This window comes from Gammaproteobacteria bacterium (genome assembly GCA_015709635.1).
Classification (GTDB): domain Bacteria; phylum Pseudomonadota; class Gammaproteobacteria; order Burkholderiales; family Nitrosomonadaceae; genus Nitrosomonas.
Genome location: CP054180.1, coordinates 1740571 through 1766041, shown reverse-complemented (window position 1 = coordinate 1766041; position 25471 = coordinate 1740571). Strand labels below are relative to the sequence as shown.

Genomic DNA, 25471 nt, shown 5'->3' with positions numbered 1-25471 from the left:
TTCTTCGATCAGGTTCTGGCAAGCACTTTTAAATCCAGCGGTAGCTTTTCCCCGAGCCATCGGGCATTGGTGGTATGTGCTTCCAATTCATTTTCCTGCAACGGGTGAATCAGCACCGAAAGGCCTTGCCGCAATTCGTCGATCACCGGCGTGATCCGGTCGATTTCCGCTGCCGGAATATGAATCTCAAACATCGGCTTGGGATGCGGGCCGATTGGCCGGGTGATCAATTGACCAATGTAAGTCAGTTGCGGTAAGGCATTGGCGAGATTCTCACGCACCTTAGCTGCGCGCTCGATTTCATTGTCAGAGAAATAAATATGGCCGTGAAATATTTGCATGAGTTTCTTTTTTCCTTTTTAGTTGTCTGCGGCCAAAACGTTACGCTGATGCCTGGTAATTATCCGGTTTTACCGCATCCGTTGTGGCGTGGAAGGATAGTAAGCGGGCGTTTAACAAGCGCGACATGCCTTCCGCGCCTTGGCGCATGACCTGATGGTGATTCCACTTGAACACGGGCGCCGCGCAGGGTGCGAGCCAATTCATCCAGCACCGGTTGGTGCGCACTTGCCACCGATAGCGCACAATCGTTGCTGCATCTTTACGCGAAAAATCCCAGCGCCCGCTGCCCATCACTTCTCCCTCCGCTTGGCCTTCCAATACGGCACGCGATACAACGCCGGTTACTTTCATATCGAACGTGAGGCGGTACGGAATTCGTCCCTTCCACGTAAAGCGGTGCACACTGCCGATCCCATCGGCGTCGCCGGATGCCAGTTTTTCCACTCTTTCCACGCCTTGCCACCAGGTCGGCCAATCCAGACAATGGATAATCGCGTCGTATACTTGCTCCAGCGGTGCATCGATCTGCCATTCGGTGATGAAACGGAACTCGCTTACCATGAATTCTGCTGTTACTGCTGCTTTTCTTTGTAGCTGGATTCCATGAATTGAAGTTATTGCGGCGGAATAACGTAGTCCGCAGTCAACATTTCCAGCAAGTGTCCGTTCGGGTCGCGAAAATAAACGCCGCGTCCGCCGTAATTGTGGTTGATAGCCATGTCGTCGGCATGGCCGGGGCCGCTGCCGTAGGGAATTTGCTCAGCTTGCAGCCGCGCAAAAATTTCGTCGAATTCCTGTTCGGATACTTTGAATGCGTAGTGCAGCGATTCAAATTTTTCTTTATTGTCGAAGTCCAGGCTCAGTGTATCGTTGACGCGCACCACGATGAAATGCGAAAACGCGCCGACGTATTCAAAACCGAATAGTTGGCTGTAAAACTTTGCCGACCGGGTTTTATCGAAGCAGGGCACAATGGTGTGATTCAGAGTGATGGCCATTGTTATTCTCCTCTTTAGGCTGTTGCAAATAGTGACTTACGTTCCGCAGAAAGTCTGATATACGCGCTCGGAAGGCGCCGGCGGCGTGCGATAATCGTAATATTCCGGCACATCGGCATAGGGATCGGCCAGCGCCGCGAGCAATTGCTGCAGCGGCGCGTAGTCACCGTGTTCCGAAGCGGCGGACAACGCTTCCTCGACGCGGTGGTTGCGCGGGATAATCGCGGGATTATGGGCTTGCATCAAACGCAATGAGTTGTCTTTAGATTCGGCTTGACGTGCCAGCCTTGATTGCCACTGCGCGTGCCACGCGACAAATTCAGGGTCGCGGAACATGGCATCGCCGGGTAAAGTTTCCGCAGCCAGTGCGCGGAAAGTATTGGTGTAATCGGTTTGGTTTTTGTGCATCCAGCCCAATAATGCGGCGATAAGCTCGGCGTCTCCATCTTCTTCCGCGAATAATCCCAGTTTTTTACGCATGCCGCTCAACCACCGGTTCTGGTAAATGTGCGGGAAAGCGTAAACGGCTTCTTCCGCCAGCATTACGGCTTTTTCCTGTAGCGGATCGATGAGCGGCAGCAAAGTTTCGGCCAAGCGTGCGAGGTTCCATTGCGCCATGAGCGGCTGATTGCTGTAGCGGTAGCGGCCGGATCGATCGATCGAGCTGAATACCGTGTGCGGGTCGTAAGCATCCATGAACGCGCATGGTCCGTAATCGATCGTTTCACCGCTGATGCTCATGTTGTCGGTATTCATGACGCCGTGAATGAAACCTGCCAGCAGCCATTGCGCAATCAGCGCCGCCTGGCGCTCAATGACCCGGTGCAACAACGACAAGTAGCGGCTGTCACTACCGCTGAGATCGGGGTAGTGCCGTTGAATGGCGTAATCGGCGAGGATCCGGATTGCTTCGGTACCGCCTTGCCGCACGGCATATTCGAACGTGCCGACGCGGATATGGCTGGCCGCGACGCGCGTCAGAATCGCACCGGGCAGCAGGGTTTCCCGCACCACCTGTTCGCCGCTGGTGACCACGGCGAGGCTGCGCGTGGTCGGGATATGCAACGCATGCATCGCTTCGCTGATGATGTACTCGCGCAACATCGGCGCGAGCGCCGCACGACCATCGCCGCGCCGCGAAAATGGGGTCTGGCCGGAGCCTTTGAGTTGGATATCGAAGCGTTCGCCCGCCGGAGTGAGATGCTCGCCGAGCAATATGGCTCGCCCGTCTCCCAGTATCGTGAAATGACCGAACTGATGGCCGGCGTAGGCTTGCGCGATGGGTTGCGCCCCATCCGGCACGGTATTGCCGGAAAATAGCGCAGCGGCCTTGTCCGCGGATAATGCATGCAGATCCAGTCCGAGCGATTCGGCCAGCGCGTGATTCAACATCACCACATGCGGCGCGCGCACCGGCACCGGATTCTGCTGCACGTAAAAATAATCGGGCAAACGGGTATAACTATTGTCAAAACGCCAGCCTATACTGTCGTTTGCGGATTGTGCATTTACTGTCGACTGTTCGTTTCGCATCATTTGATTGATCGGGCTATTTCATCAGGTATCGGTAATGTAACGGACATTGCAGGTCACGATATGTTCCGGCTGCATGAGTGTTAAGGAAATACTGAATTATTGTCTACGGAATCGATTCTTTCTGAATCAATTTCAACAGCTGCTGCAAATAAGGATAGTACTGTACCTCAAGCGCATGCCGCGGCCGGGCGATGAATTGGCGTGTCCAGTATGCGCCCTCGGCTACCGCTTGTTCGCGCCAGCCGGCAGGCAAGCGGGTTTTTCCGCTCAGTAATTGTGCGATCAAGCGGGACTGCACCTCAGTCAGTGTCCAAATGCAGCCTTGCGGCTGTATCAATCCGATGAAGAACAAACTGGGATGATCGAGATGAAAGATGCGCAGGTAAAGCGGAATATGCGCTTCATCCTGCCAATTGATGAAATCTGCCGGGAAAAAAGGAAAACTGATTTTATAACCGGTCGCGGCGATGATGACATCGTATAACGCCGATGAACCATCGGTAAAAACCACGGTTTGACCGGAAATATCCCGAATGCCGGGACGGGGATGTATCTTGCCGTGCCGGATCTTATCGAAGATTTCCGAGTTGATGGTCGGATGCGCTTGTGTCGGCGAAAAATCAGGCTCGGGCAACTGGTAGTCACGGTAACGCCCGATCTGGATGCGCAGGGAAATTTTTTGCAGGCGGTTTCTTATGGTCTGCGGTAGCCACTGCATCGAGGCGGCAAAAGTATCGGTCGGTTTCCCCATGATGAGCTTGGGAATAATATACTGCGGCGTGCGTAGACTGAGATCGACACGCGCCGCAGTGCGGCTTGCTTCAACCGCACAATCGCAACCGGAGTTACCGGCACCCACGACCAGCACGTTTTTGTTTTCCAGTCCTTGATTGGTTTTAAACGCATGCACGTGCAGGTATCGGCCGCTAAAACGATCTTGCCAATCCGGGTGGCGCGGGGTTGAGAGATGTCCGTTGGCGACGAGCAGATAATCGAATTCCGCTTGACTGCCATCGCTGAGTGATAGCCGCCAGCGCTCGTTGGCAATTTTCTCCGCCCGCAGCACGGCGACGTTGAAGCGGACATATTTTTCCAGTTGAAAATGCTGCGCATACGCCTGGAAATAAGCCAGTATCTGCTGATGGCTGGGGTAATCGGGATAGTCATCGGGCATCGGAAAGTCGCTGAACTGCGACAGCGCTTTGCTGGCAATGGTATGCGTTGTCTTACTGACGCTACTGTGACCGGGTGTCGCGGTATATACCCAGTTACCGCCGATCTGGCTGCTTTGTTCGTAGCAGACGATGTCGTGCAATCCCGCTTCCGCTAACTGCTTGATCGCGGCGAAGCCGGAACAACCGGCACCAATGATGGCAATGCGCATTGTTGTATGATGGCTCAGGTGAGTAATGCGTTATCGGGAAATGAACGATTCATCCTATTCATTTTGATTCTGCGGTATCCGGAATGTGTTTGATGTGTTCAAGCCATACCGTCGCTTCGCTGTCACTGGGCGCGCGATAGTCGCCGCGCGGCGACAGCGAACCACCCGATCCCACCTTGGGCGAATTCGGGATGCAACTGCGTTTGAATTGGCTGATTTGGAAAAAACGGTACGCGAACACCTGCAGCCAATGCTTGATTTCACCGATGGTGTATTGATTGCGCTTGTGCTCGGGTATGCCGGGCCAGCGTCCTTGCGTCCGGTCATACCAGCTGCAATAGGCAAGAAATGCAATTTTTTCCGGTAAGTAGCCGAAACGGCTGGTGTAATACAGATTGAAATCCTGCAATTCATAGGGGCCGATGATGGTTTCGGTGCGCTGTGCCGGTTGATCGCTGTCCGTTTTGCCGGGAATCAGCTCGGGACTGATTTCCGTGTTCAGGATGGCTTGCAGAACCTGACTTGCATCGCCGCCAAGTCGTTGCGTATCGGCTACCCAGCGGATGAGAAATTGAATCAGTGTTTTCGGTACGCTGGCGTTGATGGCGTAATGCGACATCTGATCGCCGACGCCGTAGGTACACCAACCCAAAGCCAATTCGCTCAGATCGCCGGTGCCCAGCACCAGGGCATGATGATGGTTGGCAAAACGGAACAAATGATTGCTGCGTTCGCCCGCTTGCACATTTTCGAAGGTCACGTCGTACAGCGGTTCGCCGTGGATAAAGGGGTGGTCAAGATCGCGCAACATTTGCTCGCAACTGGGACGGATGTCGATTTCATGCGCCGCACATCCGACGGCTTGCATCAGGGCTTTGGCATTGGCCAGAGTGTGCGCGCTGGTGGCGAACCCCGGTAAGGTATAGGCCAGAATCTGCTGGCGCGGCAAGCGGAGCATATCCATTGCCCGAACTGCGACGATCAGGGTATGCGTCGAATCCAATCCGCCGGAGATGCCGATGACGATTTTCTCAATGCCGGTATGTTTTAGACGCTTGACCAAGCCCTGCGTCTGGATGTGGAAAATTTCACTGCAATGGCTATCGCGTATCGCGGGATCGGATGGAACGTAGGGGAAGCGATCATATTGCCGCTGGCATAACAGACGCTCATTGTCAGGAAAATCGATCGTGCAGGAAACTTCACGAAACTGCCGGATTTCTGCGCGAAAGTGCTGCACACTCTGGCCGAAGCTGTTTTGCCGCATGCGTTCCTGTGTCAGGCGATCGAGATCGATGTCGGCAAATGCCAGCTGTGAACCGTCATGAAACCGCTCGGACTCGGCAAGCAAGGTGCCGTTTTCATAAATCATCGCATGCCCGTCCCAGGCAAGATCCGTGGTCGATTCGCCGGTGCCGGCGGCAGTGTAGAGATAGGCGGCAAGACAACGCGCCGACTGATTGGCGGCCAGGTTGCGGCGGTATTCATGCTTGCCGATGGTGATGTTGGACGCGGAAAGATTCAGCAGCAGTGTAGCGCCGGCCAATGCGGCATGCGACGACGGCGGAATGGGTGTCCACAGATCTTCGCAAATTTCCACAAAAAAACTGAGTTGCGGCTTATTTTGCACCCGGAACACTAATTTCCCGCCGAAGGGGATGCCGTCCTGGCCGCATAATGCGATGGTGTCTCGTGCTGCGGCGGCAGCCGGAGCAAATTGCCTTAACTCGTAAAACTCCCGGTAATTGGGCAGGAACGTCTTGGGAATGACACCGAGAATGCGCCCGCGATAAACAACCGCCGCGCAATTGAAGAGCAGGTGATCGATCTGCAGCGGGAGCCCCACAACCGTGATCAGATCGAGTGTTTCGGAAGCCGTGAGTACTTGCCGCAGCGCGTCCAATGCACCGTTCAGCAGCGCCTGCTGATGAAATAAATCGTCGCAGGAATAGGCCGTCAAACCCAATTCCGGAAACAGCGCGAGACAAGCTTTCTGTTCAACCGCTTGCTGCATCAAGGCGATGGTTGCGGCGACATTAAATTGCGGATCGGCAACACGAACATTGGGTATGCCGACAGCGACACGGATAAAGCCGCGGTTATATAAGTTGAAAAATTCTGTGCTGGTTTGCATTCGCGGCATCCGGTGAAGTAAGAATTAAGCGGAAATATTATTCGCATGCGTGCATTTAACCATAGCTCGTGTGGAATATTGAATAGCCGGCGTTTCCGCTGGCGGGTTGACTGACAACATGTATTGGCATAGGAGCATTCCGCATTCAGCTGCTATTCAGTCCGAGGATCGCACAATTACACACGAAATACCGGAATTTAGGTATTGGATTTTTGTAAAGGAAAGCGAGCTCAAGTTTTAAAAGCTGACAGTAACAATAGCTTGCTCGTGTAATGGATCCGGGAGGAATATCATGAACACACAGAAAATGCTAATTTCCTTTGTCATCGTTGCAATTCTTTTTTTGTCCGGGTGCGTGGCAACACCTTATTACGGTGGAACGGGATACTATCAAAGTACAGCATATGGTTACGGTTATCAGCCGTCGTATTATGCCGGTCAAAGCTATGGCGGCGGATGGGGGTATTACGGCGGTGGCCACAGACACCGATACGATGGCTATCGCCCCTTTGCCGGGCAACATGGACATATCGGTGGCGGGCATCGCCACTCTGGCCGGGGACATTGGGGCGGCGGTCATCAGGGTGGCCATCGCGGCGGACATCATCACCGCAGATGAGAAAAATGTTCCCGGGTGTAATCGTAAATCCGTATCGATTGCGCTATCAAGTCGAATGTGAATGGTTGCAAAACTGCTTTATTGCACACCGTGCATCATTTTTTGCAGTGCCTTGGTCAGCGCGAACAGAATGATCGATGCGACTCCGGATAAGATCACAAAAATCATGAAAAACTCATACAGATTGGTGATCTCAAAGCCCGCAAAGACCGGCGCTGCGGGCAGCGCCGGGTCAGGGTACAAAGCGCTGAGCGTACCGGCAAGTTTGCTTGCTGCGGCCATCGATTGAAACCATACGCCCATCAATAAGGAAGCGAATTTCGCCGGCGACAGTTTGACCACCATCGCCAAACCGATGGGCGACAAGCACAATTCGCCGATGGTGTGCAGTAAGTACAAACTGAATAACCACATCATACTGACTTTAATCGCGGGATCCACGCCTTTGACACCAAAGGCAATCACGCCGTAGCCAATCGACAGGAACAACAACCCCCATGCTTGTTTGGCGGGCGATGAGGGCTCCCGGTTGTGCCGGCCAAGGAATGTCCAAATAACAGCGAACAGCGGTGCCAATACGATAATCAGCACGGCATTGATCGATTGAAAAAAACTGGTTGGAATTTCCGTTCCGAATACATTCCGGTCGGTTTGCTCCTCGGCGAAAAAGGTCAATGATGCTCCGGCTTGCTCGAATGCCGCCCAGAAGAAAATGACGAAAAAAGCCAGAATGTAAATAACGCCTATCCGCTGCTTCTCGATTGTTGTCAATGTCTTGTCGGCAATGATGGCGGCGGGGCCGATAATTGTAATGGAAAAAATGGCTGATCCGATGATGCCCAGTTCCATAACACTATAAAACGCAACAAATAAAGCCGCCGCGGCAGCGATCCAGGCGACTATCTGGACAAACGGCATGGCGGATGTTTGGGTTTCATGATCTGCCGGTATTTTCTTCTGCGGAACCAACCCGATACCCTCGCCGGTTGGGGTGACAATGAGTTTATTCTTAAGCAACTCGAATGACAGAATACTGATGATCATGCCAATACAGGCGGCAAGAAAGCCCCATTTGAAATCCGCCGCATTGCCGGTATCGCCCAGGCTGCCGCACACCAGCGGTGCAAGAAAGGCACCGAGGTTAATGCCCATATAAAAAATCGTGAATGCAGCATCAATGCGCTTATCGCCTGCCGGATAGAGTTGCCCCACCATGGTAGAAATATTGGGTTTGAAAAAACCGTTGCCAAAAATGAGAAATCCCAAACCGAGAAATAGCATGGGCTCTGCGAAGGCGGTATCGTTGTAATTGGCAGCGGACAGGAACATGCAAAAATGCCCGGCCGCCATCAGCAGACCGCCTGCAAGAATCGCGCGCCTGTTGCCCCAATAACGGTCCGCGACGTAACCGCCAATGAGCGGAGTGAGATAAACCAAACCGGTGTAGCTGCCATAAATCTCGGATGCCAATGCTTTGTCGAGCAGCAGTGCTTTGATCATAAACAAGGTGAAAATGGCGCGCATGCCATAGTAGCTGAAGCGTTCCCACATTTCGGTAAAGAACAGAAGGTATAAGCCTTTGGGGTGTCCGGTTGAGCTCATGGTTTTGAAATCATTACAGTCCTGGTTAATCTCATAACGGAGCGAATGATATAGGAGTTCCGGTTCTCTTCCTTCTTATTTTAGGGAAACGCTGATTAATTGGCTATACGAGCGAATCACTTCGTTGCGCGGTACTCGCTTCCTCACCTATCTTATTGATATGTCTCGGTTGCTGTGTTCCGTGCGCCTCGTGCTTCATCTCGTCCGCCGAATTAATCAGCGTTTCCTTAGGTAAGTTTCAGACCCTCAGACCGCAAAAAATCGCTTTTTCCCACCGCGGATGGATTGCATGGGTGAAATCAATCATGTTTGTCTGGTTTGATAAAGATCGTCGGCGTAAGCGGAATGCTCCGCACCTATTCTATTGTTAATCTCTTACAAAAAGGTCAAATGGATGTCGGCATCCATTTGACCGGGAGGCGTCTTCCGCTTTGTAGGCGAAAAGCTGAAGGACATGGCAGAAAAGGAGGGAGATGTGCATTCTGCATGATGTCGGGAGCAGTATCCGATAATCGAGCAGCCGCGTCTGTGATTTTAGTCACAGCGAAGTGCGATAAAGTGTGCACTGCTCGAAAAGCAGTGTATCCGGCAAATATTAAGCAAATGGATTCGGCGATGTTTTCAGTTGGTCATTCTTATGCTGCCGTTTTATAATCCGCACATCAAATTAACCCGATCCTGCGAAGAGGCGGTGTTAACGTCGAAACTTAAGCACTGCATCCAATATATGAATCCAAATCTGAATCAACTGCAACCCTACCCATTCCAGAAATTGCGGCAACTGTTTGCAGGCGTGACGTGCAATGCAACGCTAAAACCAATCGAATTGCAGATTGGCGAACCCAAACATGCAACACCGGCATTTATCCGGCAGGCGATGGCGGATAACTTGGCGGGTTTATCGACTTATCCGACGACACTGGGTACAGCGGCGCTGCGCCACAGCATTGCAGCGTGGATGCAGCAGCGTTACAACTTGCCGGCAATCAATCCAGATACTGAAGTCATTCCAGTCAACGGCAGCCGTGAAGCGCTGTTTTCTTTTGCGCAAACGGTGATCGATGGCAGCGCTACCCGGCCGGTGGTAGTTTGTCCCAATCCGTTTTATCAGATTTACGAAGGCGCTGCGTTTCTGGCCGGGGCTGAACCGCATTTCATCAATACCTTACCGGATAATCAGTTCAAGTTGGATTTCGCGCAATTGACCGATGCTGTATGGTCGCGTACACAATTGATTTATGTGTGTTCGCCCAACAATCCGACCGGTAGCGTGATGATGCTGGAGGATTGGCGGGCGTTATTCGCGTTGTCGGATCGTTACGGTTTCGTGGTGGCCGCGGATGAATGTTATTCGGAGATTTATTGCGATGAGCAGAATCCGCCGCTGGGGGCGTTGGATGCTGCTCAGCAACTGGGACGCAGCGGTTTTCCGCGGTTGCTGGTGTTTAATAGCTTATCAAAACGCTCGAATGTGCCGGGGCTTCGTTCCGGTTTTGCCGCTGGTGATGCCCGGTTACTGGAAAAATTCCTGCTTTACCGCACCTACCATGGTTCGGCGATGAATCCGGTGGCGCAGGCAGCCAGCGCTGTCGCTTGGAACGATGAAATGCATGTCATGGAAAATCGCCGGTTATATGCACAAAAATTCTCCGATGCCATCGCGGTGTTATCGGATATAACCGATGTACAGATGCCCGATGCTAGTTTTTATTTGTGGATCAAAACACCGGTCAGTGATACCGAATTCACCAAACGGTTGTATCAAGATTATAATGTGACGGTGCTGCCGGGCAGCTATCTGGCACGCGATGCGCATGGGGTAAATCCGGGGAAAAACTTTGTGCGTATTGCGCTGGTTGCGGCACCGGAAGAGTGCATTGAAGCTATGAACAGAATCAAGCTTTGCTTGAAAGAACTCTGATGCAGTTGAGTTGAAAATTTAAATTATCAGGAAAAATTACATTATGGATGAATTGAGAACCATCATTGAAGAAGCTTTTGACCGCCGCGCCGAAATTACACCGCGCAATGTGGATGCCAAGTTGAAGGAAGCGGTTACCCAAGCTCTCACGATGCTCGATAGCGGCAAATTGCGGGTGGCGGAGAAAGTCGATGGTGCGTGGGTAACCCATCAGTGGCTCAAGAAAGCGGTATTGCTGTCATTTCGCATCGAAGACAATAGCTTTATCAAAGGTGGTTTTTCCAATTATTTTGACAAGGTGCCCTCGAAATTTGCGGATTACAGCTCGCGGGATTTTCGTGACGGCGGTTTTCGCGTCGTGCCACCCGCAGCAGTACGCAAGGGGTCGTTTATCGCCAGCAATGTCGTGTTGATGCCGTCTTACGTCAATATTGGCGCGTATGTCGATGAAGGTACGATGGTCGATACCTGGGCTACCGTCGGTTCATGCGCGCAAATCGGTAAAAATGTGCATTTGTCCGGCGGTGTCGGCATTGGCGGCGTGTTGGAGCCAGTGCAGGCGAATCCGACCATTATTGAAGATAATTGTTTTATCGGTGCACGTTCCGAGGTTGTGGAAGGTGTGATTGTTGGTGAGAATTCGGTGATCTCGATGGGCGTATACATCGGTCAGAGCACTAAAATTTATAACCGCGAAACCGGAGAAGTCAGTTATGGCCGTATTCCGCCCGGATCGGTTGTTGTCTCGGGCAATTTACCTGCTGAGAACGGAAAATACAGTTTGTATTGCGCGGTGATCGTCAAACAAGTGGATGCCAAAACCCGGTCCAAAACGGGGATCAACGAGTTGTTACGTGGTATCTGAAGTTAGATTTCTATAAGGTGTAATAAAAAATCCCCATCAAGGGGATTTTTTTATGGCTATTTAGTCATCCCTGCAAAACACTTAGAGCCTGCATGAACTGCAGGAATCATCAAATTTTAGACGGCATTGATCCCTGAGAATTTATACTATTCGCATCAAAACACTGAGAGAATCAAGAGGAACTGAAATGCCGACCGATGATTTTTTCCGAGCGCGTCTCGATCAGATAATTGATCTGCGTCATCCCCTGGCAGTGCTGTCGAATCGACTGCCGTGGGCTGATATTGAAGCAGCACTTGTCCCTGCTTTTGAGCGTAAAAACCGTCAGGGTGAAGTGTTGGAGATCAACGATCTTTTTGGCACAACATTGGCGATTGCCAGTGGGGGCGTGAGCACTGCGGGTCGCCCCCGCTTGCCGATCCGGTTGATGGCATCGTTGCTGTATCTGAAGCATGCGTTCAACCTCAGTGACGAAGAGCTGGTGGTTCGCTGGTCGGAGAATGTGGTGTGGCAGTATTTCAGCGGCGAGGAATATTACACATCGAAGTTGCCGTGTGATGCCACCCAGATTGGCCGTTTCCGCACCGCCATTGGTGAAGCTGGTGTTGAGAAGCTGCTGAAGGCAACGATTGACACTGCGGTGCACACCAAGGCGGTCAAACCGGCTGAATTCAAACGAGTGATTGTTGACACGACAATTCAGGAAAAGGCAATTGCGCATCCGGTGGATAGCCGGTTACTGGAAATTGCTCGCGGCAAGATTGTGCAAGCAGCCAGACGGGCTGGCATCACCTTGAAGCAAACCTACGCCAAAGAAGGCAAGGCGCTGCGCCGAAGGGCAGGCGGCTATGCCCACGCCAGGCAATTGCGGCGTCTGCACAAAACCGTTAAACGCCAACGCACGATCCTTGGTATCGTGCTGCGGGAGATCCAGCGCAAACTGGCAACCGTGACGACGGTCTGTGCCGCATCGCTGCAGCAATTGACCACGCTATTGGAACGGGCAGGACGGATTCATAAGCAGCAACCCAAGGACAACAACAAACTCTATGCATTGCACGCACCGGAAGCCGAATGCATCGGCAAGGGCAAAGCACGCAAACCTTACGAGTTCGGAGTTAAAGCCGGCATTGCTGTTACGCACAAAAGCGGCCTGATAGTCGGTGCCAGAACCTTTCCTGGCAATCCCTACGATGGTCATATTCTCCACCAACAGCTCGAACAAACGCACAGGCTACTCGAAGATACCGGATCAATACCGAAGCAGGTTATTGCCGATCTCGGGTTCCGGGGAGTGGATGCTGACAATCCGGCAGTGGAAATCATCCATCGCGGCAAGTACAAGTCGCTGACGAAACCGCAGCGGCGCTGGCTCAAGCGCCGGCAGGCCGTGGAACCTGCAATCGGGCATCTGAAGTCGGATCACCGAATGGATCGCTGCTGGTTACCAGGTCAGTTGGGTGATGCACTGCACGCTGTGTTATGTGCGGCTGGCTACAATCTGCGCTGGCTGATGAGAGCTATACACCGTTTGGGCATCAAGAATTCTTTATTGCGACTTGCGCTGCTGCAACTGATCAACACCTTTTACACAAAACGTTCGTTTGTCGGCATGACTGTGTGAATTTTGCAGGGGCGACTATTTACCTGACAATCACTTGGTTGTCGACTTTTTTCACGCCATCGACGATCCAAGCGTGCATGTTAATGCGTGTCACCTGATCTTCATTGCTGACTGTGCCTTTCAAAGCGACATTGCCGTCTTGTACTTTGATATCGATGTTGGCGCCTTGTAAAACCGGATCCGACTGCACAGCTTGGGTGATGCGAGCAAAAATGGTCGAGTCGTCATAAACCGGTCCCGATGGTGGCGTAACCCAGGATTGGTGCGTTTTTTCCGCATAATTTTCGCAACCGGTCAGTATGAGTATGCTCATGAAAAATAATGCTAAAGTAAATAAATGAATGCGCGTTTGCATAGTGTTTCTATCCTATTGATAATGTTCTGAAATTAAATTCAGATGCTGTTAATTGTTAAATATGACGCAAGCCTGTTTTGTTATTTTTTATAGGTAGTACAGGATATTTATCCCTTTCCATAACATGGAATCATAACGCCATGAACAGGATATAGACAAGCCGGCTCGTGCAAAATGTATCAATGATAAGACTTTTCGCGCACTTTGCATCAGTTTTTTGCAATTGCAGTGTGTAGAAAGCGCTGCACTTGCACACTGAGATCGTTTGCCAGACAATCAAATTCCTCAACCGTACCGGTTCTCATGCTGCGTAACCAGGTGAGTTGCCGCTTGGCCAATTGGCGAGTGGCGGCTATTCCCATGTCGTGCAATTCGCTGCTGGTTATTTGATTATCCAAATAAAGACAGGCTTGGCGGTAACCGACACAGCGCATCGATGGTGATTCGAGATTGAGTGCAGAAAATTTTTGGCGAATTGCTTGTACTTCATCGATGAGACCGTTTTTCAGCATCGCTTCAAAACGATGTGCAATGCGCGAATGTAATTGACTACGTTCACCGGGAATCAGCGAGACACTGATTGCATGGAAAGGAAAATCCACTTGCCGGGGTGTTTTCAGAATCTCGGACATCGGTTGTCGAGTCAGATAACACACTTCCAGCGCACGCTGAATCCGTTGACTGTCGGTTGGCTTGATGCGTGCTGCGGTTTGCCGATCCAGTTCGGCGAGTTTTTGATGCATGGCCGGCCAACCCAGCTCTTTAGCCATATCTTCCAGCTTCAGGCGAAGATTTTTATCCGCCGGGGGCAGCGCAGATAAGCCTTCTTGCAAAGCTCTGAAGTAGAGCATGGTACCGCCTGTCAATAGTGGAATCTTATTGCGCCGGGTAATTTCCTGCATGATAAGCAAAGCATCGTGCCGGAATTGTGCCGCAGAATAATGTTGATCCGGGTCGATAAGATCGATGAGATGATGCGGTATCCTGCTTAGCGTTACCTGATCAGGCTTGGCGGTTCCGATGTTCATGTGACGGTACACTTGTGCAGAATCGACGCTAACGATTTCAACCGGAAAATTTTCCGCAATGTCCAGCGCAATTCCGCTTTTTCCACTGGCAGTCGGGCCCATCAAGAAAATAGCGGGTGGCAAGCGGATTGAATTTTGCATGTCGTGATAGAACAATTAACGGAAGAAATGAGAAATACGCCAAACAAGCAGTCGCTTTCTGACGTCGAGCATTATTGCCGTTTATGGTTAAATAGCCATTGGACATTCCATAAAACTCGGCTACACTTCGGCAAATTCAATTTTTTGCAGGGATACTCCATTGAAAATTTTCGCCATCATATTATTTCTCACTATAGTATATACAATGGGATCCGCTCTGTATTACATGTTCAAAGATAAAGGAAATTCGACACGTATGGTCAAATCGTTGAGCATACGTATCGGTTTGTCACTTTTTCTATTTATTGTCATGATGATATCGTACCGTTTGAATATGGATACTGATTGTTTGGATATGGTTACTGATTGCTTGGATATGGTTACTGATTGAAATGATCGCAGTAATCAAGGAATATTGATGCATTCGCTGTATCAATGGCCTTGAGAAAAATTTCCAAAGATGTCGCTATCATCGGTGCAGGTGCTGCCGGCATGATGTGCGCGATAGAAGCTGGGAAACGGGGCCGCAGCGTGATATTGCTGGATCACGCGCATAAATTGGCGGAGAAAATCCGCATCTCCGGTGGCGGTCACTGTAATTTCACCAACCGTTATGTCAAGCCGGAAAGTTATCTTTCCGAAAATCCGCATTTTTGCCGTTCCGCACTTGCCCGTTTTACACCGCAGGATTTTATCGCTCTGATTGAGGAACATGATATTCGCTATCATGAGAAAAAATCCGGGCAATTGTTTTGCATTGATAGCTCACAGCAGATCATCAATATGCTGCAGCACGAATGTGCAAAAGCTGGTGTGGATTGGCAAATGCCGACTCAGGTACAGCGGGTTGAATACGTTTCCATAAATAGCGACTTGCAAAATAGCAAGAAAAAATTCCTGGTTACAACCGAGCGTAATATCATCGTTACGGATTCACTTGTTATTGCTACCGGCGGATTATCCATTCCACAGATCGGTGCGAGCGCATTGGGTTATCAAATCGCCAATCAATTCGGTATCCGCGTGACGCCTTTACGTCCCGGCTTGGTCGGCTTGACATTTTCTTCTGAAGATTTTTCGGGCTTTAAAGAAATTTCAGGGGTATCGATCGATGTTGCGGTCAGTTGTGATAATGCTTCATTTCGTGAAAATGTTTTATTTACCCATCGCGGTCTGAGCGGTCCCGCTATTTTGCAGATTTCTTCCTATTGGCGACCCGGAAAGCCGCTGCATATCAATCTATTGCCACAGCATAACGTACACCAGATTTTCTCAGAGCACAGGCAAAGTGCGTTAATACTATCAAATCTATTGGCACGCTACTTACCGAAGCGATTTACGGATATCTGGTGTGCGGCTATTTTTACCGAGCTATCGCTTATGGTAAAGCCAGTAAATCAATTCAGGAACAATGAATTGAATAGGATTGCAGATAAAATTCATGATTGGCAGGTTATGCCGAGCGGTACAACCGGTTATAAGAAAGCGGAAGTGACGCTGGGAGGTGTTGATACTCAAGAGTTGTCATCTAAAACGATGGAATCGAAGAAAGTACCTGGATTGTTTTTCATTGGTGAAGTGGTTGATGTCACAGGACAACTGGGTGGTTTTAATTTTCAATGGGCTTGGGCATCAGGTTATGCAGCCGGACAAGTTGTTTGAGTGGGCGATCACAATTTCATACAGTCTGTAGTTATTTGTTCTTATGTTTACATTCTCTGCTATTTAAGCCCTCGCATTATAGTAAATGTAATTATACGGATAAAATTTTGAGATACTGTCAATCGTAAATTCTGTTATTTTTAAGCACATTAATTCAAATATCACTCCTTATTTTTCAATTTGAAATTATGAACACGATAAATGAAAAGGAAAATCTTTCCACAAACGAAAAATCCGCAGTTTCAGCGGGAGTTAATTTAGCAATTATCATTGGCACGATACTTTTTCCTGTCATTGGAATTGCTATGGGTTTTACTTATTTCAGAAAAGATAATCCTGTTGCGAAGAAAGCTGGAAGAAATTGGTTAATACTCGGAGTATTAATGTTTATAGTAAATATAGCATTAGTGAGTACGATGAAATAAGCAAAAAATGAAAAAGAATTTTTTATATGTTTCGAGTTAATAATGCCGGTTAAGGGGTCTTTTTTAGGTGAACAAAAGATTTCATTTCGAAAGTACTAACAGTCTTTTTTCGAGTTTTAGCAGTGGAAATAAATTACCAATTAATCCTTGTAGAGAAAGGGGAAATAGTGGAGATAGAGGATAAGATCCCTGAGGGGGAGTATGGGATTTTATGACAAATGACTTGACTTAGAGGGGTAAGGTCGACTAGCCTGAGAGGTGTGGTTAAATTAGGGGAGAAAAATAGGCTAATTTAGCTGCCGAGATAAAAGTAAAAGCAGTACTAATTAATTAGTATTAGAAGAAGTAGAGAGTAAAAGAACGAGAAGTAGTTTTGATTAACAGTTAGGAGGTAGAAACATGGCAACAACCTATGGCACGTCAAGTGCATCAAGCGCAAGCTATGACATGTCGCTGTGGTACGACTCGAAGTACTACAAGCTGGGCATGTTAACAATGCTGTTGGTAGCGATATTCTGGATCTGGTACCAAAGGACGTTTGCATACTCACACGGTATGGACTCGATGGAACCGGAATTTGACAAGGTATGGATGGGACTGTGGCGCGTTCACATGACCCTGATGCCGCTGTTTGCGTTGGTAACCTGGGGCTGGATACTGAAGACCCGCGACACCAAAGAACAACTGGACAATCTGGACACCAAACTGGAAATTAAACGTTATTTCTACTGGATGATGTGGCTGGGTGTGTATCTGTTTGGTGTTTACTGGGGCGGTAGCTTCTTCACCGAGCAAGACGCATCGTGGCACCAAGTGATTATTCGTGACACCAGCTTCACACCAAGTCACGTAGTGGTGTTCTACGGCTCATTCCCGATGTACATCGTGTGTGGCGTAGCATCCTACCTGTACGCGATGACCCGTCTGCCGTTATACAGCCGCGGTACATCATTCCCGCTGGTTATGGCGATTGCCGGCCCGCTGATGATTCTGCCAAACGTAGGTTTGAACGAATGGGGTCACGCATTCTGGTTCATGGAAGAATTGTTCAGCGCGCCACTGCACTGGGGCTTTGTAATTCTGGGCTGGGCAGGTTTATTCTCGGGCGGTATTGCAGCACAAATCATCACCCGTTACTCGAACCTGACCGACGTAACCTGGAATGGTCAAAGCAGAGAGATTCTGAACAACAGAATCGTACCTTAATTCTTGAGGTTAATTCTTCCTGCCCGGCTGGGCGGGAAGGATAGAAGAATTTAAGAAAGATTAGCAGCAGTCATGAAAACGGCCGATAGGCTGACGACAAAAAGAAGCAAGGGAATCGTCAAGTTTTCATAATTTAATATCACACGAAATGAAGAAGGGAGGGTCTAGTGAGTAGAACAGACGAAATTTTAGCAGCGGCGAAGATGGTGCCGGAAGCGGTCAAGATGTCCAGATACATAGATGCGGTATATTTTCCGATTCTGTGTATATTGCTGGTAGGAACCTATCACATGCACTTCATGCTGTTAGCAGGAGACTGGGATTTCTGGTTGGATTGGAAAGACCGTCAATGGTGGCCGGTAGTGACACCGATTGTAGGTATCATGTACTGTGCAGCACTGATGTATTACCTGTGGGTAAACTATCGCCTGCCATTTGGCGCGACACTCTGTATCGTATGCCTGTTAGTAGGTGAATGGCTGACCCGTTACTGGGGCTTCTACTGGTGGTCACACTATCCGCTCAACTTTGTACTGCCATCGACCATGATTCCAGGTGCGTTGATGATGGATACGATTTTACTGTTGACGGGTAACTGGCTGATCACAGCCCTGTTAGGCGGCGGCTTCTTTGGTTTATTCTTCTACCCGGGCAACTGGCCGATTTTTGGCCCAACCCACTTACCGGTGGTTGTTGAAGGCGTATTGCTGTCAGTAGCTGACTACACAGGTTTTCTGTACGTACGTACGGGTACACCTGAATACGTTCGCCTGATTGAGCAAGGCTCACTGCGTACCTTTGGTGGTCACACCACAGTGATTGCAGCGTTCTTCGCAGCATTCGTATCCATGCTGATGTTCTGCGTATGGTGGTACTTCGGTAAACTGTACTGCACCGCTTTCTACTATGTTAAAGGCGAAAGAGGACGCATATCAATGAAGAACGACGTAACCGCGTTTGGTGAAAAAGGCTTTGCACAGGGGATTAGATAATGAACATAAGAAGCATATTTAAACTGGGCGTATTAGGCCTGTATGGAGCAGCGATTGGAGCGGCATCGCTGGCGATGACGCTGACGGTAGACGTCAAGACGGCAGCGGCACACGGTGAGCGCTCACAAGAACCGTTCCTGCGCATGCGTAGTATTCAATGGTACGACTTGAAATGGCAACCGAAAGTCACCAAAGTGAACGACATTGCGACGATGACCGGTAACTTCCACTTAGCGGAAGACTGGCCCCGTGCGGTAGGTAAGCCAACCCGTGCATTTTTTAACGTAGGTAGCCCAAGCCCGGTGTTTGTACGTTTAAGCACCAAACTGAACGGCGAACCGACGTTTATTTCCGGCCCGCTGGAAATCGGTCGTGACTATGCATTTGAAGTCAGACTGAAAGCACGTATCCCTGGACGCCATCACATGCATGCGATGGTGAACATTAAAGATGCAGGTCCTATTGCAGGTCCGGCTTCTTGGATGAACATCTCCGGCAGCTGGGATGACTTTACCAACCCAGTGACCACACTGACCGGTAAAACCATTGACCTGGAAACGTTCAACTTCAGCAACGGCATATTCTGGCACATCGTATGGCTGGGCTTAGGTTGCTTCTGGATTGGCTACTTTGTAGCGAAACCGATGTTCCTACCGCGTAGCCGTGTACTGCTGGCGTATGGTGACGAATTATTAACCTCTCCAACCGACAGAAAAGTAGGTCTTGCAGTAGCTATTCTGACCTGCGCGATCGTTTGGGGCGGCTATCGTTACACCGAAAGCGTACACCCATACACAGTACCGATCCAAGCGGGCGAATCGAAAGTAGCACCGTTACCGATTGCACCGAACCCTGTTGCGATCAAAGTAACGCACGCTAACTACGACGTACCGGGCCGTGCACTGCGTGTAACGATGGAAATCACCAACAACGGTGACTCAGAAGTCAACATCGGTGAATTCACGACAGCGGGCGTACGCTTTGTGAACGAACTGGGCCGCAAACACCTGGATCCTGACTATCCAAGAGAACTGGTAGCAACTGGTTTGACGGTGGATGGCGACAGAGGTGTTCAACCTGGAGAAACCCGTGAAGTTAAGATGGAAGCCAAAGACGCGTTGTGGGAAGTACAACGTTTGATGGCGCTGTTGGGTGACCCGGAAAGCCGCTTTGGTGGCTTGCTGATGACCTGGGACCAAGCAGGCAATCGTTACATCAACAGTATTGCTGGTGCGGTAATTCCAGTCTTTACCAAACTGTAATAAGAGAAGTTAGGCATCAACACCGGTACACCACTGTCGCAAGACAGCCGGTGTACCGGTTTTTTTTGGCAAAGAAATAAAGTAAAAATTTAGGGCAGTAAGAGAATGCAGACACAAGAACTGGCAACATTAGAGGCACCCATCCAAGAGGAGGATTTGTCGTGATCAGGCAAATAGCACCAACGGGGATTGCGGTCTTGATACTTGTCATGGCACTGTATGCGGGCACAGCTGGCGCTCATGGCAAAGTAGCCATGGAAGAGGACAGCTGCATGCGTCGGGTTGGCGAAAACATGATTCACCTCAGCACCTACCAACCGCAAGTCGATGAAGAAGGACATTACTGCACGGAGATACCCAAAGCAGGCAATGCCATACTCGTTATTGATTTGGTGGATCCGGCATTGCGCGATATGCCGATAAGCGTAAAAGTTGTGCAAGGCAGCAAGGCAGGTGAAGGGGAAACGATCACCAACGTACGTCCGGCATTATATCAAGACGGAGTAATCAGCACGCAAAGTCAGCTGGCGCAAGGGAAGTACCTGGTGCAGATTACAGCGGAAGGTGTACCGCCCTTGAACTATGAATACCATTTGCGGGTGGAACTGATCAACTACGCGGAAGTATTCAGAGCTGCCATAGGACCGGCAGTCGGGCTATTGCTGACCACCATACTTGGGTATAAACTCATCCGGTCAAGACGCTTCAGAGACTGGCTGGCGACACGCCGGGCCAACAAGAACTGAATGATCCAATGGCGGATTAAGACACTATAGAGACTAACCATTTATCGACACAGGAAATCCAAGCAATGTCAGCAAGACTAATAGATATAAAGCAAGCAATAGTAACGATCATACTCGCAACGGGCATGCTAATGACCACACAAGTACAAGCGCACGGTGGTTTGGCACTGGCAGAAGACATGTGCGTACTGACGGTAGGGCCGTACCGGATGCACTTTACCGGTTATCAACCGCTATCGCAGGAAGAAGAATTCTGTGAAGACATACCGGAAACAGGCAAGACTGTGATAGCGCTGGACTATATCCAGGAAGAATTACGTCCGCTGACGACGGAAGTGCGGATTATCCGGGATACGGGATCGGAAGCGAATTTGGATCAAATTACGGTGTTTCATTTACCACCGAAAGTCTACCCATCGGCATCGATTGCCGTAGAGCATGTCTTTCCGGAAAAGGGCAAGTTTGTAGGGCTGGTGACGGTGACAGGTGGAGCGCAGGACTATGTATCGCGCTTTCCGTTCTCGGTAGGGGAAGGCCGTCCGACTCCGAAAGTGGCGATCATTGCACCGGTGATACTGGTCATCGCTGTTGCCGCTTTCTTCTTCTTGCGTAAGCGTAAACCGGCAGATCAAGGCACAGCTTAATCATATCGAATAACAAGGATGAGTTTTTTGAACTCATCCTTATGAGATGAATCAAAAAACATGATAAATCTGAAGAATAAGGGGAAGACTATGCAAAATAAGAGATCAATGTTTACAACTAAAAAGATCACTATTTTTGCTTCTTTGTTGATAATATTTTCTTTGGCATTTGAAGTAAAAGTGGCAATGGCTCATGCATCACTGGTCAAATCCGATCCACCGCGTAGAGCTACGCTTTCCATGCCTCCAAAACAGATAAAACTTTGGTTTAACGAAAAAATAGAAGGATCTTACGCATCAGTTACTGTGCGTGATTCAAATAAGAATTCGATAACTGAAAATACACCGGAAAGTGTTGCAGATGACCCAAAATCTGTTGTGCTAAGCTTACCGCAGATTGAACCGGGGCGTTACACTGTGCATTATCGTGTGATGTCTGTTGATGGTCATGTCATTGAATCGAGTTTCGATTTTAGCGTAAAAAATAAAATGTAGTAAAAATGATAGATGTCATTGCGGCAATTGCACGTTGGTTTCAACTTGCAGCAAACCTGACTTTGTTAGGTAGTTGTATATTCTTAGCTATCGCGGATACTGGAAAACGAGCCTATCTGGATCCATGGATTGAAAAACTGGAGCGTTTGTTTCCGTGGCTGGCAATAAGTATCCCTATGGGTTTGATCGTCATACTGACTGCGACCATAACTCAAGCTACCGGAAATCCCGACAACTTATGGCAGCAGGATACCTGGTTGGGATTTATAAATGATACGCGTGTCGGTCAAATATGGGTCTGGCGTATTTCATTAGCTACCCTGCTGTTGTTCATCGTCATTTATCTTCGCAAATCTCCCAGAGCACGTTGGCGATATCTTTTAGGTGCAGTTATTGCTGCATTGCCATTAGTTGCGGGTTCACTGACAAGCCATTCCGCAACTGAAGAATTATCACTCTCGATAATTACACCTTTTGCTTTGCATCTCATCCTGGCAGGTGTTTGGTTCGGTGCATTACCGGCTTTTCTGCTGCTAGTTTACGAAAATAATAAAAGCGACAAAAACAAGCGAATAACCATTTCAGAATTTGAAACGCTAAGACGCTTTTCGGCCGTTGCTTTGCCTGCGATGCTATTGATTGTTGTAACCGGCTTTATAGTAGCTGACCGTATGTTCGATGGTTATTACGCAGCTTCCGTGGCAACGTCCTATGGCTGGTTATTAAGCATAAAAATATTGATTTTGGCTGTCATTCTTTTCATTGCAGCACGCGTACGCGCACATTGGTTGCCGTTATTGGCAAACAGCGCAACTGCGGCGGATGCTGATGCCGGTAGAGCAGGGGTAAAGAAATGGGTGCGCATCGAATTTATTCTGGCATTGCTATTGCTACTGCTGGCAACCGTCATCGCCAGTACCACGCCGGTAAAGTATGCATTAATTGAAAATTGGCCTTATCCGTTCCGTTTCTCGATCAATGCGACTTGGAATCAACCCAATGTTGCGACTCAAGTATGGATAGGCGCTTTTATTCTGATACTTGCAGCAGGAGCGATTTTGCTCGGTAAATTTCGTCATTGGAAATACCGGCGCTTAATTGGTATTCCAACCGTATTGTTGGTGTCAGGTCTTGCGGTTGCATTACCGCCGTTGACCATTCAAGCTTATCCGGAAACCTATCGCAGACCGCCGGTGCCTTTCGATGCAACGTCAGTAGCGAATGGTGCTGCTTTGTACGCACAGCATTGCGTGGAATGCCATGGTTTTCAGGGGATGGGCAATGGCATCAAATCCCGGACATTATCGACAAAATTGCCGGATCTGTTGACCGAACCACATACCGTGGAACATACACCGGGTGATTTCTATCATTGGATTAGTTACGGTATGATCAATACCGATATGCCAGGCTTTGCGGATAAGTTGTCCGATGAAGACCGCTGGGATCTGGTCAATTATGTGCATGCATTATCGCGAGGCTATCAAGCACGAATTCTAGCGCCAGAAATCATCCCAAACAAAGCGTATGTCAAACCACCGGTTTTTTCGTATGCGGAAAATAATGGCAGCAGCGGTACATTACAAGATTTCCGTAATCATAAAACCGTGCTATTGGTTATTTTTTCCTGGCCGCAATCGCGTGATCGCCTGGAACAGCTGAAGCAAGCGTATAACCAGTTGAGTGAGCAAAATGTGGCGTTACTGGCTGTACCTGCCAAGGAACTGAGCGACGATGAAATAGTGCAAATTACGACGGAGCTGCCTTTCCCGGTCGTAACGCAAAGCGCGGCTGAAATTGTGACGAGCTATGCATTATCGCGCCGCACAATCAGTCATCCGGATATCATCGGGCGGGGGGGGAATCCAGATCATATGGAATTTCTCATTGACCGCAACGGGTATATGCGCGCGCGTTGGATCCCAGCGGTAGATCAATCGGGCTGGTCGGATATCGCTACGCTGCGTCAGCAGATTGGCTTATTGAATCGCGAAAAAATGGTAATACCTTACCCGGAAGATTACATCCGTTAATCTCTGCGGGTTCAATTCCCCGCTCCTTGGGGCGAAAGCTGGTTGAAGACCAACAGATTGAAGAGCGCGGTTAATACCCCGCTGTTTGTGGCGGGGTGCTTTATTTGTCGGTATCGTTTATCGAATAGCAATCACCGCAGTCAACAAGATAGCCGTCTCGGCTATTTCCACCAATGCGCCGGCGGTATCGCCCGTTGTTCCGCCAATACGGCGCAACATGAGGTGGCGCAGAAACAAGAATGTAATAATCGCGGCTAGCGCTAACCACAAATAGCGGTTCACGGTCAGAAAAAAAATCAACACGAATGTGACGATAATGACAACAATACTCCAACGGCGCGGCTGAAAGGCGGCTAATGGAGATCCCAAGCCATTTTTCCGCACATAAGGCGTGGTCAGAAATAGCAAAGGTAGCAATGTTCTCGCAAGGACGGTTGCCAGTATGATGGCGGTCCATTCGTTCGCAATGGTCAAAGTGTACAGCGAGACGAATTTCAGCAGGGTGATCAATACGATTGCTGACACACCAGCCGGACCGCAATTCGGGTCTTTCATGATCGCCATTGTTTTATCCCGATCGCCTAATCCGCCGATCCAGGCATCTGCGCTATCCGCCAAACCATCCAAATGGAGTCCTCCGGTCAATATGATCCAAGCGGTGACCAGCAAGGCAGAAGCCACCAATGGCGGTACGCCGGTCATAAGCCAACCTATTCCCACCAAAATGAATCCGATCATGGCGCCTACCAACGGATAGAAAAGTAATGAATAGCCGAGATCTTTTTCGTCCAGTTGTGCTGCCAATCGTACAGGCAGCCGGGTTAAAAATTGTATGGCGACAAGAAATGGTTTGATCATCAGTGCGGCCCCGCAACCAGCGTGACGCGCGGCAGTATATCCGGTTTTATGCAAACCTGCCGCATGCTGGCATGGCACACATCGATATCCAGCAATCGCTCGAGCGGGTGGTGCAGAATATGACAAACAAGGATGCGAATGACGCCGCCATGCGTGATCAGTAAAATTCTTTTACCGCAAAATTGTGCTTGTATATCTTTCCAGGCTGACAAAACGCGTGCCTCAAAATCCAGTAAATGTTCGCCATCAGGCGGCGGATGATCAAGCGGGTTTTGCCAGAAACGGGATAACGCATCGGCGTCGCTTTGCTGCAATTCAGCAGCAGAGCAACCTTCCCAAGCGCCAAAATGAATTTCCCGGATGCGGTTATCGCACGTGACGGAAATTGAATATCGCTGCCCCAGCGCCTGTGCAAAATCTGCGCAACGAATTAACGGCGAAGTAATGATATGCTGCCATTGCGGCGTTTGATCCTCAGTGGTTTTCCACATTTGCTGCCAGCCGGTCCGTGTCAACGGATAATCCGAGCTGCCGCAATAGCGATGACTATTTTCGGTTTCGCCGTGCCGCAGCAAATCGATATAAGTCGTCAAGGCAGC

Annotated in this window: 25 protein-coding genes; 14 read left to right on the top strand and 11 right to left on the bottom strand. The window is 49.5% G+C overall.

Annotation, left to right across the window (positions count from 1 at the left end; translation table 11 throughout):
- Positions 1 to 8: 8 nt before the first annotated feature.
- The 6 genes from HRU78_08290 to HRU78_08265 form a co-directional block, all read right to left on the bottom strand.
- A complete protein-coding gene (locus tag HRU78_08290) occupies positions 9 to 341 on the bottom strand; it encodes a DOPA 4,5-dioxygenase family protein (GenBank protein QOJ23650.1) in 333 nt (110 codons plus the stop codon).
- 40 nt (positions 342 to 381) lie between these two features.
- Positions 382 to 903 (bottom strand): SRPBCC family protein, encoded by a 522-nt coding sequence (locus tag HRU78_08285; GenBank protein QOJ23649.1) that lies wholly within the window; start codon positions 901 to 903, stop codon positions 382 to 384.
- A 53-nt stretch (positions 904 to 956) separates the two neighbouring features.
- Positions 957 to 1340: a VOC family protein gene (locus HRU78_08280; GenBank protein QOJ23648.1), complete on the bottom strand. Its 384-nt coding sequence runs from the start codon at positions 1338 to 1340 to the stop codon at positions 957 to 959.
- 36 nt (positions 1341 to 1376) lie between these two features.
- A complete protein-coding gene (locus tag HRU78_08275) occupies positions 1377 to 2873 on the bottom strand; it encodes a YdiU family protein (GenBank protein ID QOJ24975.1) in 1497 nt (498 codons plus the stop codon).
- A 106-nt stretch (positions 2874 to 2979) separates the two neighbouring features.
- Positions 2980 to 4260: an NAD(P)-binding domain-containing protein gene (locus HRU78_08270; protein ID QOJ23647.1), complete on the bottom strand. Its 1281-nt coding sequence runs from the start codon at positions 4258 to 4260 to the stop codon at positions 2980 to 2982.
- Between the two features lie 58 nt (positions 4261 to 4318).
- Positions 4319 to 6394 (bottom strand): NAD(+) synthase, encoded by a 2076-nt coding sequence (locus tag HRU78_08265; GenBank protein QOJ23646.1) that lies wholly within the window; start codon positions 6392 to 6394, stop codon positions 4319 to 4321.
- Between the two features lie 307 nt (positions 6395 to 6701).
- Between HRU78_08265 and HRU78_08260 the strand changes: the two genes are divergently transcribed.
- Positions 6702 to 7013 carry a hypothetical protein gene (locus HRU78_08260; protein QOJ24974.1) on the top strand — a complete coding sequence of 104 codons (312 nt, stop codon included), beginning with the start codon at positions 6702 to 6704 and terminating at the stop codon, positions 7011 to 7013.
- 78 nt (positions 7014 to 7091) lie between these two features.
- On the opposite strand, the gene HRU78_08255 is transcribed toward HRU78_08260, so the two are convergent.
- Entirely contained in the window at positions 7092 to 8615 is a 1524-nt protein-coding gene (locus HRU78_08255; GenBank protein ID QOJ23645.1) for a peptide MFS transporter, read from the bottom strand.
- 727 nt (positions 8616 to 9342) lie between these two features.
- Here HRU78_08255 and HRU78_08250 point away from each other — a divergent pair.
- The 3 genes from HRU78_08250 (at position 9343) to HRU78_08240 (ending at position 13025) form a co-directional block, all read left to right on the top strand.
- Positions 9343 to 10536, top strand: coding sequence for a succinyldiaminopimelate transaminase (locus HRU78_08250; protein QOJ23644.1), 1194 nt, complete (start codon positions 9343 to 9345; stop codon positions 10534 to 10536).
- 43 nt (positions 10537 to 10579) lie between these two features.
- Complete coding sequence (dapD, locus tag HRU78_08245) at positions 10580 to 11401, top strand: 2,3,4,5-tetrahydropyridine-2,6-dicarboxylate N-succinyltransferase (protein QOJ23643.1); 822 nt, start codon at positions 10580 to 10582, stop codon at positions 11399 to 11401.
- Positions 11402 to 11588: 187 nt separating this feature from the next.
- Positions 11589 to 13025, top strand: a complete 1437-nt coding sequence (locus HRU78_08240) for an IS5 family transposase (GenBank protein QOJ23642.1) — start codon at positions 11589 to 11591, stop codon at positions 13023 to 13025.
- A 19-nt stretch (positions 13026 to 13044) separates the two neighbouring features.
- On the opposite strand, the gene HRU78_08235 is transcribed toward HRU78_08240, so the two are convergent.
- Positions 13045 to 13380 (bottom strand): BON domain-containing protein, encoded by a 336-nt coding sequence (locus HRU78_08235; GenBank protein QOJ23641.1) that lies wholly within the window; start codon positions 13378 to 13380, stop codon positions 13045 to 13047.
- A gap of 209 nt (positions 13381 to 13589) precedes the next feature.
- Entirely contained in the window at positions 13590 to 14549 is a 960-nt protein-coding gene (gene miaA / locus HRU78_08230) for a tRNA (adenosine(37)-N6)-dimethylallyltransferase MiaA (GenBank protein QOJ23640.1), read from the bottom strand.
- A gap of 160 nt (positions 14550 to 14709) precedes the next feature.
- Here miaA and HRU78_08225 point away from each other — a divergent pair, with 160 nt between their 5' ends.
- From HRU78_08225 to HRU78_08180, 10 genes are all read left to right on the top strand, one after another.
- On the top strand, positions 14710 to 14940 hold the full coding sequence (locus HRU78_08225) for a twin transmembrane helix small protein (protein ID QOJ23639.1): 231 nt from the start codon (positions 14710 to 14712) through the stop codon (positions 14938 to 14940).
- 44 nt (positions 14941 to 14984) lie between these two features.
- Complete coding sequence (locus tag HRU78_08220) at positions 14985 to 16211, top strand: NAD(P)/FAD-dependent oxidoreductase (GenBank protein ID QOJ23638.1); 1227 nt, start codon at positions 14985 to 14987, stop codon at positions 16209 to 16211.
- A gap of 188 nt (positions 16212 to 16399) precedes the next feature.
- Entirely contained in the window at positions 16400 to 16636 is a 237-nt protein-coding gene (locus tag HRU78_08215; protein ID QOJ23637.1) for a hypothetical protein, read from the top strand.
- Positions 16637 to 17035: 399 nt separating this feature from the next.
- Entirely contained in the window at positions 17036 to 17842 is an 807-nt protein-coding gene (locus HRU78_08210) for a methane monooxygenase/ammonia monooxygenase subunit C (protein QOJ23636.1), read from the top strand.
- Between the two features lie 167 nt (positions 17843 to 18009).
- Positions 18010 to 18834 (top strand): methane monooxygenase/ammonia monooxygenase subunit A, encoded by an 825-nt coding sequence (locus HRU78_08205; GenBank protein ID QOJ23635.1) that lies wholly within the window; start codon positions 18010 to 18012, stop codon positions 18832 to 18834.
- Positions 18834 to 20096, top strand: coding sequence for a methane monooxygenase/ammonia monooxygenase subunit B (locus tag HRU78_08200; protein ID QOJ23634.1), 1263 nt, complete (start codon positions 18834 to 18836; stop codon positions 20094 to 20096). The genes HRU78_08205 and HRU78_08200 overlap by 1 nt, the downstream gene beginning before the upstream one ends.
- A gap of 161 nt (positions 20097 to 20257) precedes the next feature.
- Positions 20258 to 20842 carry a hypothetical protein gene (locus HRU78_08195; protein ID QOJ23633.1) on the top strand — a complete coding sequence of 195 codons (585 nt, stop codon included), beginning with the start codon at positions 20258 to 20260 and terminating at the stop codon, positions 20840 to 20842.
- Between the two features lie 65 nt (positions 20843 to 20907).
- Positions 20908 to 21486, top strand: a complete 579-nt coding sequence (locus HRU78_08190) for a hypothetical protein (protein QOJ23632.1) — start codon at positions 20908 to 20910, stop codon at positions 21484 to 21486.
- A 90-nt stretch (positions 21487 to 21576) separates the two neighbouring features.
- Entirely contained in the window at positions 21577 to 21981 is a 405-nt protein-coding gene (locus HRU78_08185; GenBank protein ID QOJ23631.1) for a copper resistance protein CopC, read from the top strand.
- 5 nt (positions 21982 to 21986) lie between these two features.
- The gene (locus tag HRU78_08180; protein QOJ23630.1) at positions 21987 to 24014 is read left to right on the top strand and encodes a CopD family protein; all 2028 of its coding nucleotides are present in this window, start codon (positions 21987 to 21989) and stop codon (positions 24012 to 24014) included.
- A gap of 117 nt (positions 24015 to 24131) precedes the next feature.
- Here HRU78_08180 and HRU78_08175 read toward each other — a convergent pair whose 3' ends face one another.
- Both HRU78_08175 and HRU78_08170 read right to left on the bottom strand, forming a co-directional pair.
- A complete protein-coding gene (locus HRU78_08175; GenBank protein QOJ23629.1) occupies positions 24132 to 24872 on the bottom strand; it encodes an adenosylcobinamide-GDP ribazoletransferase in 741 nt (246 codons plus the stop codon).
- Entirely contained in the window at positions 24872 to 25465 is a 594-nt protein-coding gene (locus HRU78_08170; protein ID QOJ23628.1) for an alpha-ribazole phosphatase family protein, read from the bottom strand. The genes HRU78_08175 and HRU78_08170 overlap by 1 nt, the downstream gene beginning before the upstream one ends.
- Positions 25466 to 25471: the final 6 nt, after the last annotated feature.

Excerpts from the sequence above, each read along its gene's own strand:
- HRU78_08280 (QOJ23648.1), bottom strand. The coding sequence starts at position 1,340 with ATGGCCATCACTCTGAATCACACCATTGTGCCCTGCTTCGATAAAACC.
- HRU78_08265 (QOJ23646.1), bottom strand. The coding sequence starts at position 6,394 with ATGCAAACCAGCACAGAATTTTTCAACTTATATAACCGCGGCTTTATC.
- HRU78_08290 (QOJ23650.1), bottom strand. The coding sequence starts at position 341 with ATGCAAATATTTCACGGCCATATTTATTTCTCTGACAATGAAATCGAG.
- HRU78_08175 (QOJ23629.1), bottom strand. The coding sequence starts at position 24,872 with ATGATCAAACCATTTCTTGTCGCCATACAATTTTTAACCCGGCTGCCT.
- HRU78_08285 (QOJ23649.1), bottom strand. The coding sequence starts at position 903 with ATGGTAAGCGAGTTCCGTTTCATCACCGAATGGCAGATCGATGCACCG.
- HRU78_08200 (QOJ23634.1), top strand. The coding sequence starts at position 18,834 with ATGAACATAAGAAGCATATTTAAACTGGGCGTATTAGGCCTGTATGGA.
- HRU78_08185 (QOJ23631.1), top strand. The coding sequence starts at position 21,577 with ATGCAAAATAAGAGATCAATGTTTACAACTAAAAAGATCACTATTTTT.
- miaA (QOJ23640.1), bottom strand. The coding sequence starts at position 14,549 with ATGCAAAATTCAATCCGCTTGCCACCCGCTATTTTCTTGATGGGCCCG.
- HRU78_08220 (QOJ23638.1), top strand. The coding sequence starts at position 14,985 with ATGGCCTTGAGAAAAATTTCCAAAGATGTCGCTATCATCGGTGCAGGT.
- HRU78_08210 (QOJ23636.1), top strand. The coding sequence starts at position 17,036 with ATGGCAACAACCTATGGCACGTCAAGTGCATCAAGCGCAAGCTATGAC.
- dapD (QOJ23643.1), top strand. The coding sequence starts at position 10,580 with ATGGATGAATTGAGAACCATCATTGAAGAAGCTTTTGACCGCCGCGCC.
- HRU78_08240 (QOJ23642.1), top strand. The coding sequence starts at position 11,589 with ATGCCGACCGATGATTTTTTCCGAGCGCGTCTCGATCAGATAATTGAT.
- HRU78_08180 (QOJ23630.1), top strand. The coding sequence starts at position 21,987 with ATGATAGATGTCATTGCGGCAATTGCACGTTGGTTTCAACTTGCAGCA.
- HRU78_08235 (QOJ23641.1), bottom strand. The coding sequence starts at position 13,380 with ATGCAAACGCGCATTCATTTATTTACTTTAGCATTATTTTTCATGAGC.
- HRU78_08260 (QOJ24974.1), top strand. The coding sequence starts at position 6,702 with ATGCTAATTTCCTTTGTCATCGTTGCAATTCTTTTTTTGTCCGGGTGC.
- HRU78_08270 (QOJ23647.1), bottom strand. The coding sequence starts at position 4,260 with ATGCGCATTGCCATCATTGGTGCCGGTTGTTCCGGCTTCGCCGCGATC.
- HRU78_08275 (QOJ24975.1), bottom strand. The coding sequence starts at position 2,873 with ATGCGAAACGAACAGTCGACAGTAAATGCACAATCCGCAAACGACAGT.
- HRU78_08255 (QOJ23645.1), bottom strand. The coding sequence starts at position 8,615 with ATGAGCTCAACCGGACACCCCAAAGGCTTATACCTTCTGTTCTTTACC.
- HRU78_08190 (QOJ23632.1), top strand. The coding sequence starts at position 20,908 with ATGTCAGCAAGACTAATAGATATAAAGCAAGCAATAGTAACGATCATA.
- HRU78_08215 (QOJ23637.1), top strand. The coding sequence starts at position 16,400 with ATGAACACGATAAATGAAAAGGAAAATCTTTCCACAAACGAAAAATCC.
- HRU78_08250 (QOJ23644.1), top strand. The coding sequence starts at position 9,343 with ATGAATCCAAATCTGAATCAACTGCAACCCTACCCATTCCAGAAATTG.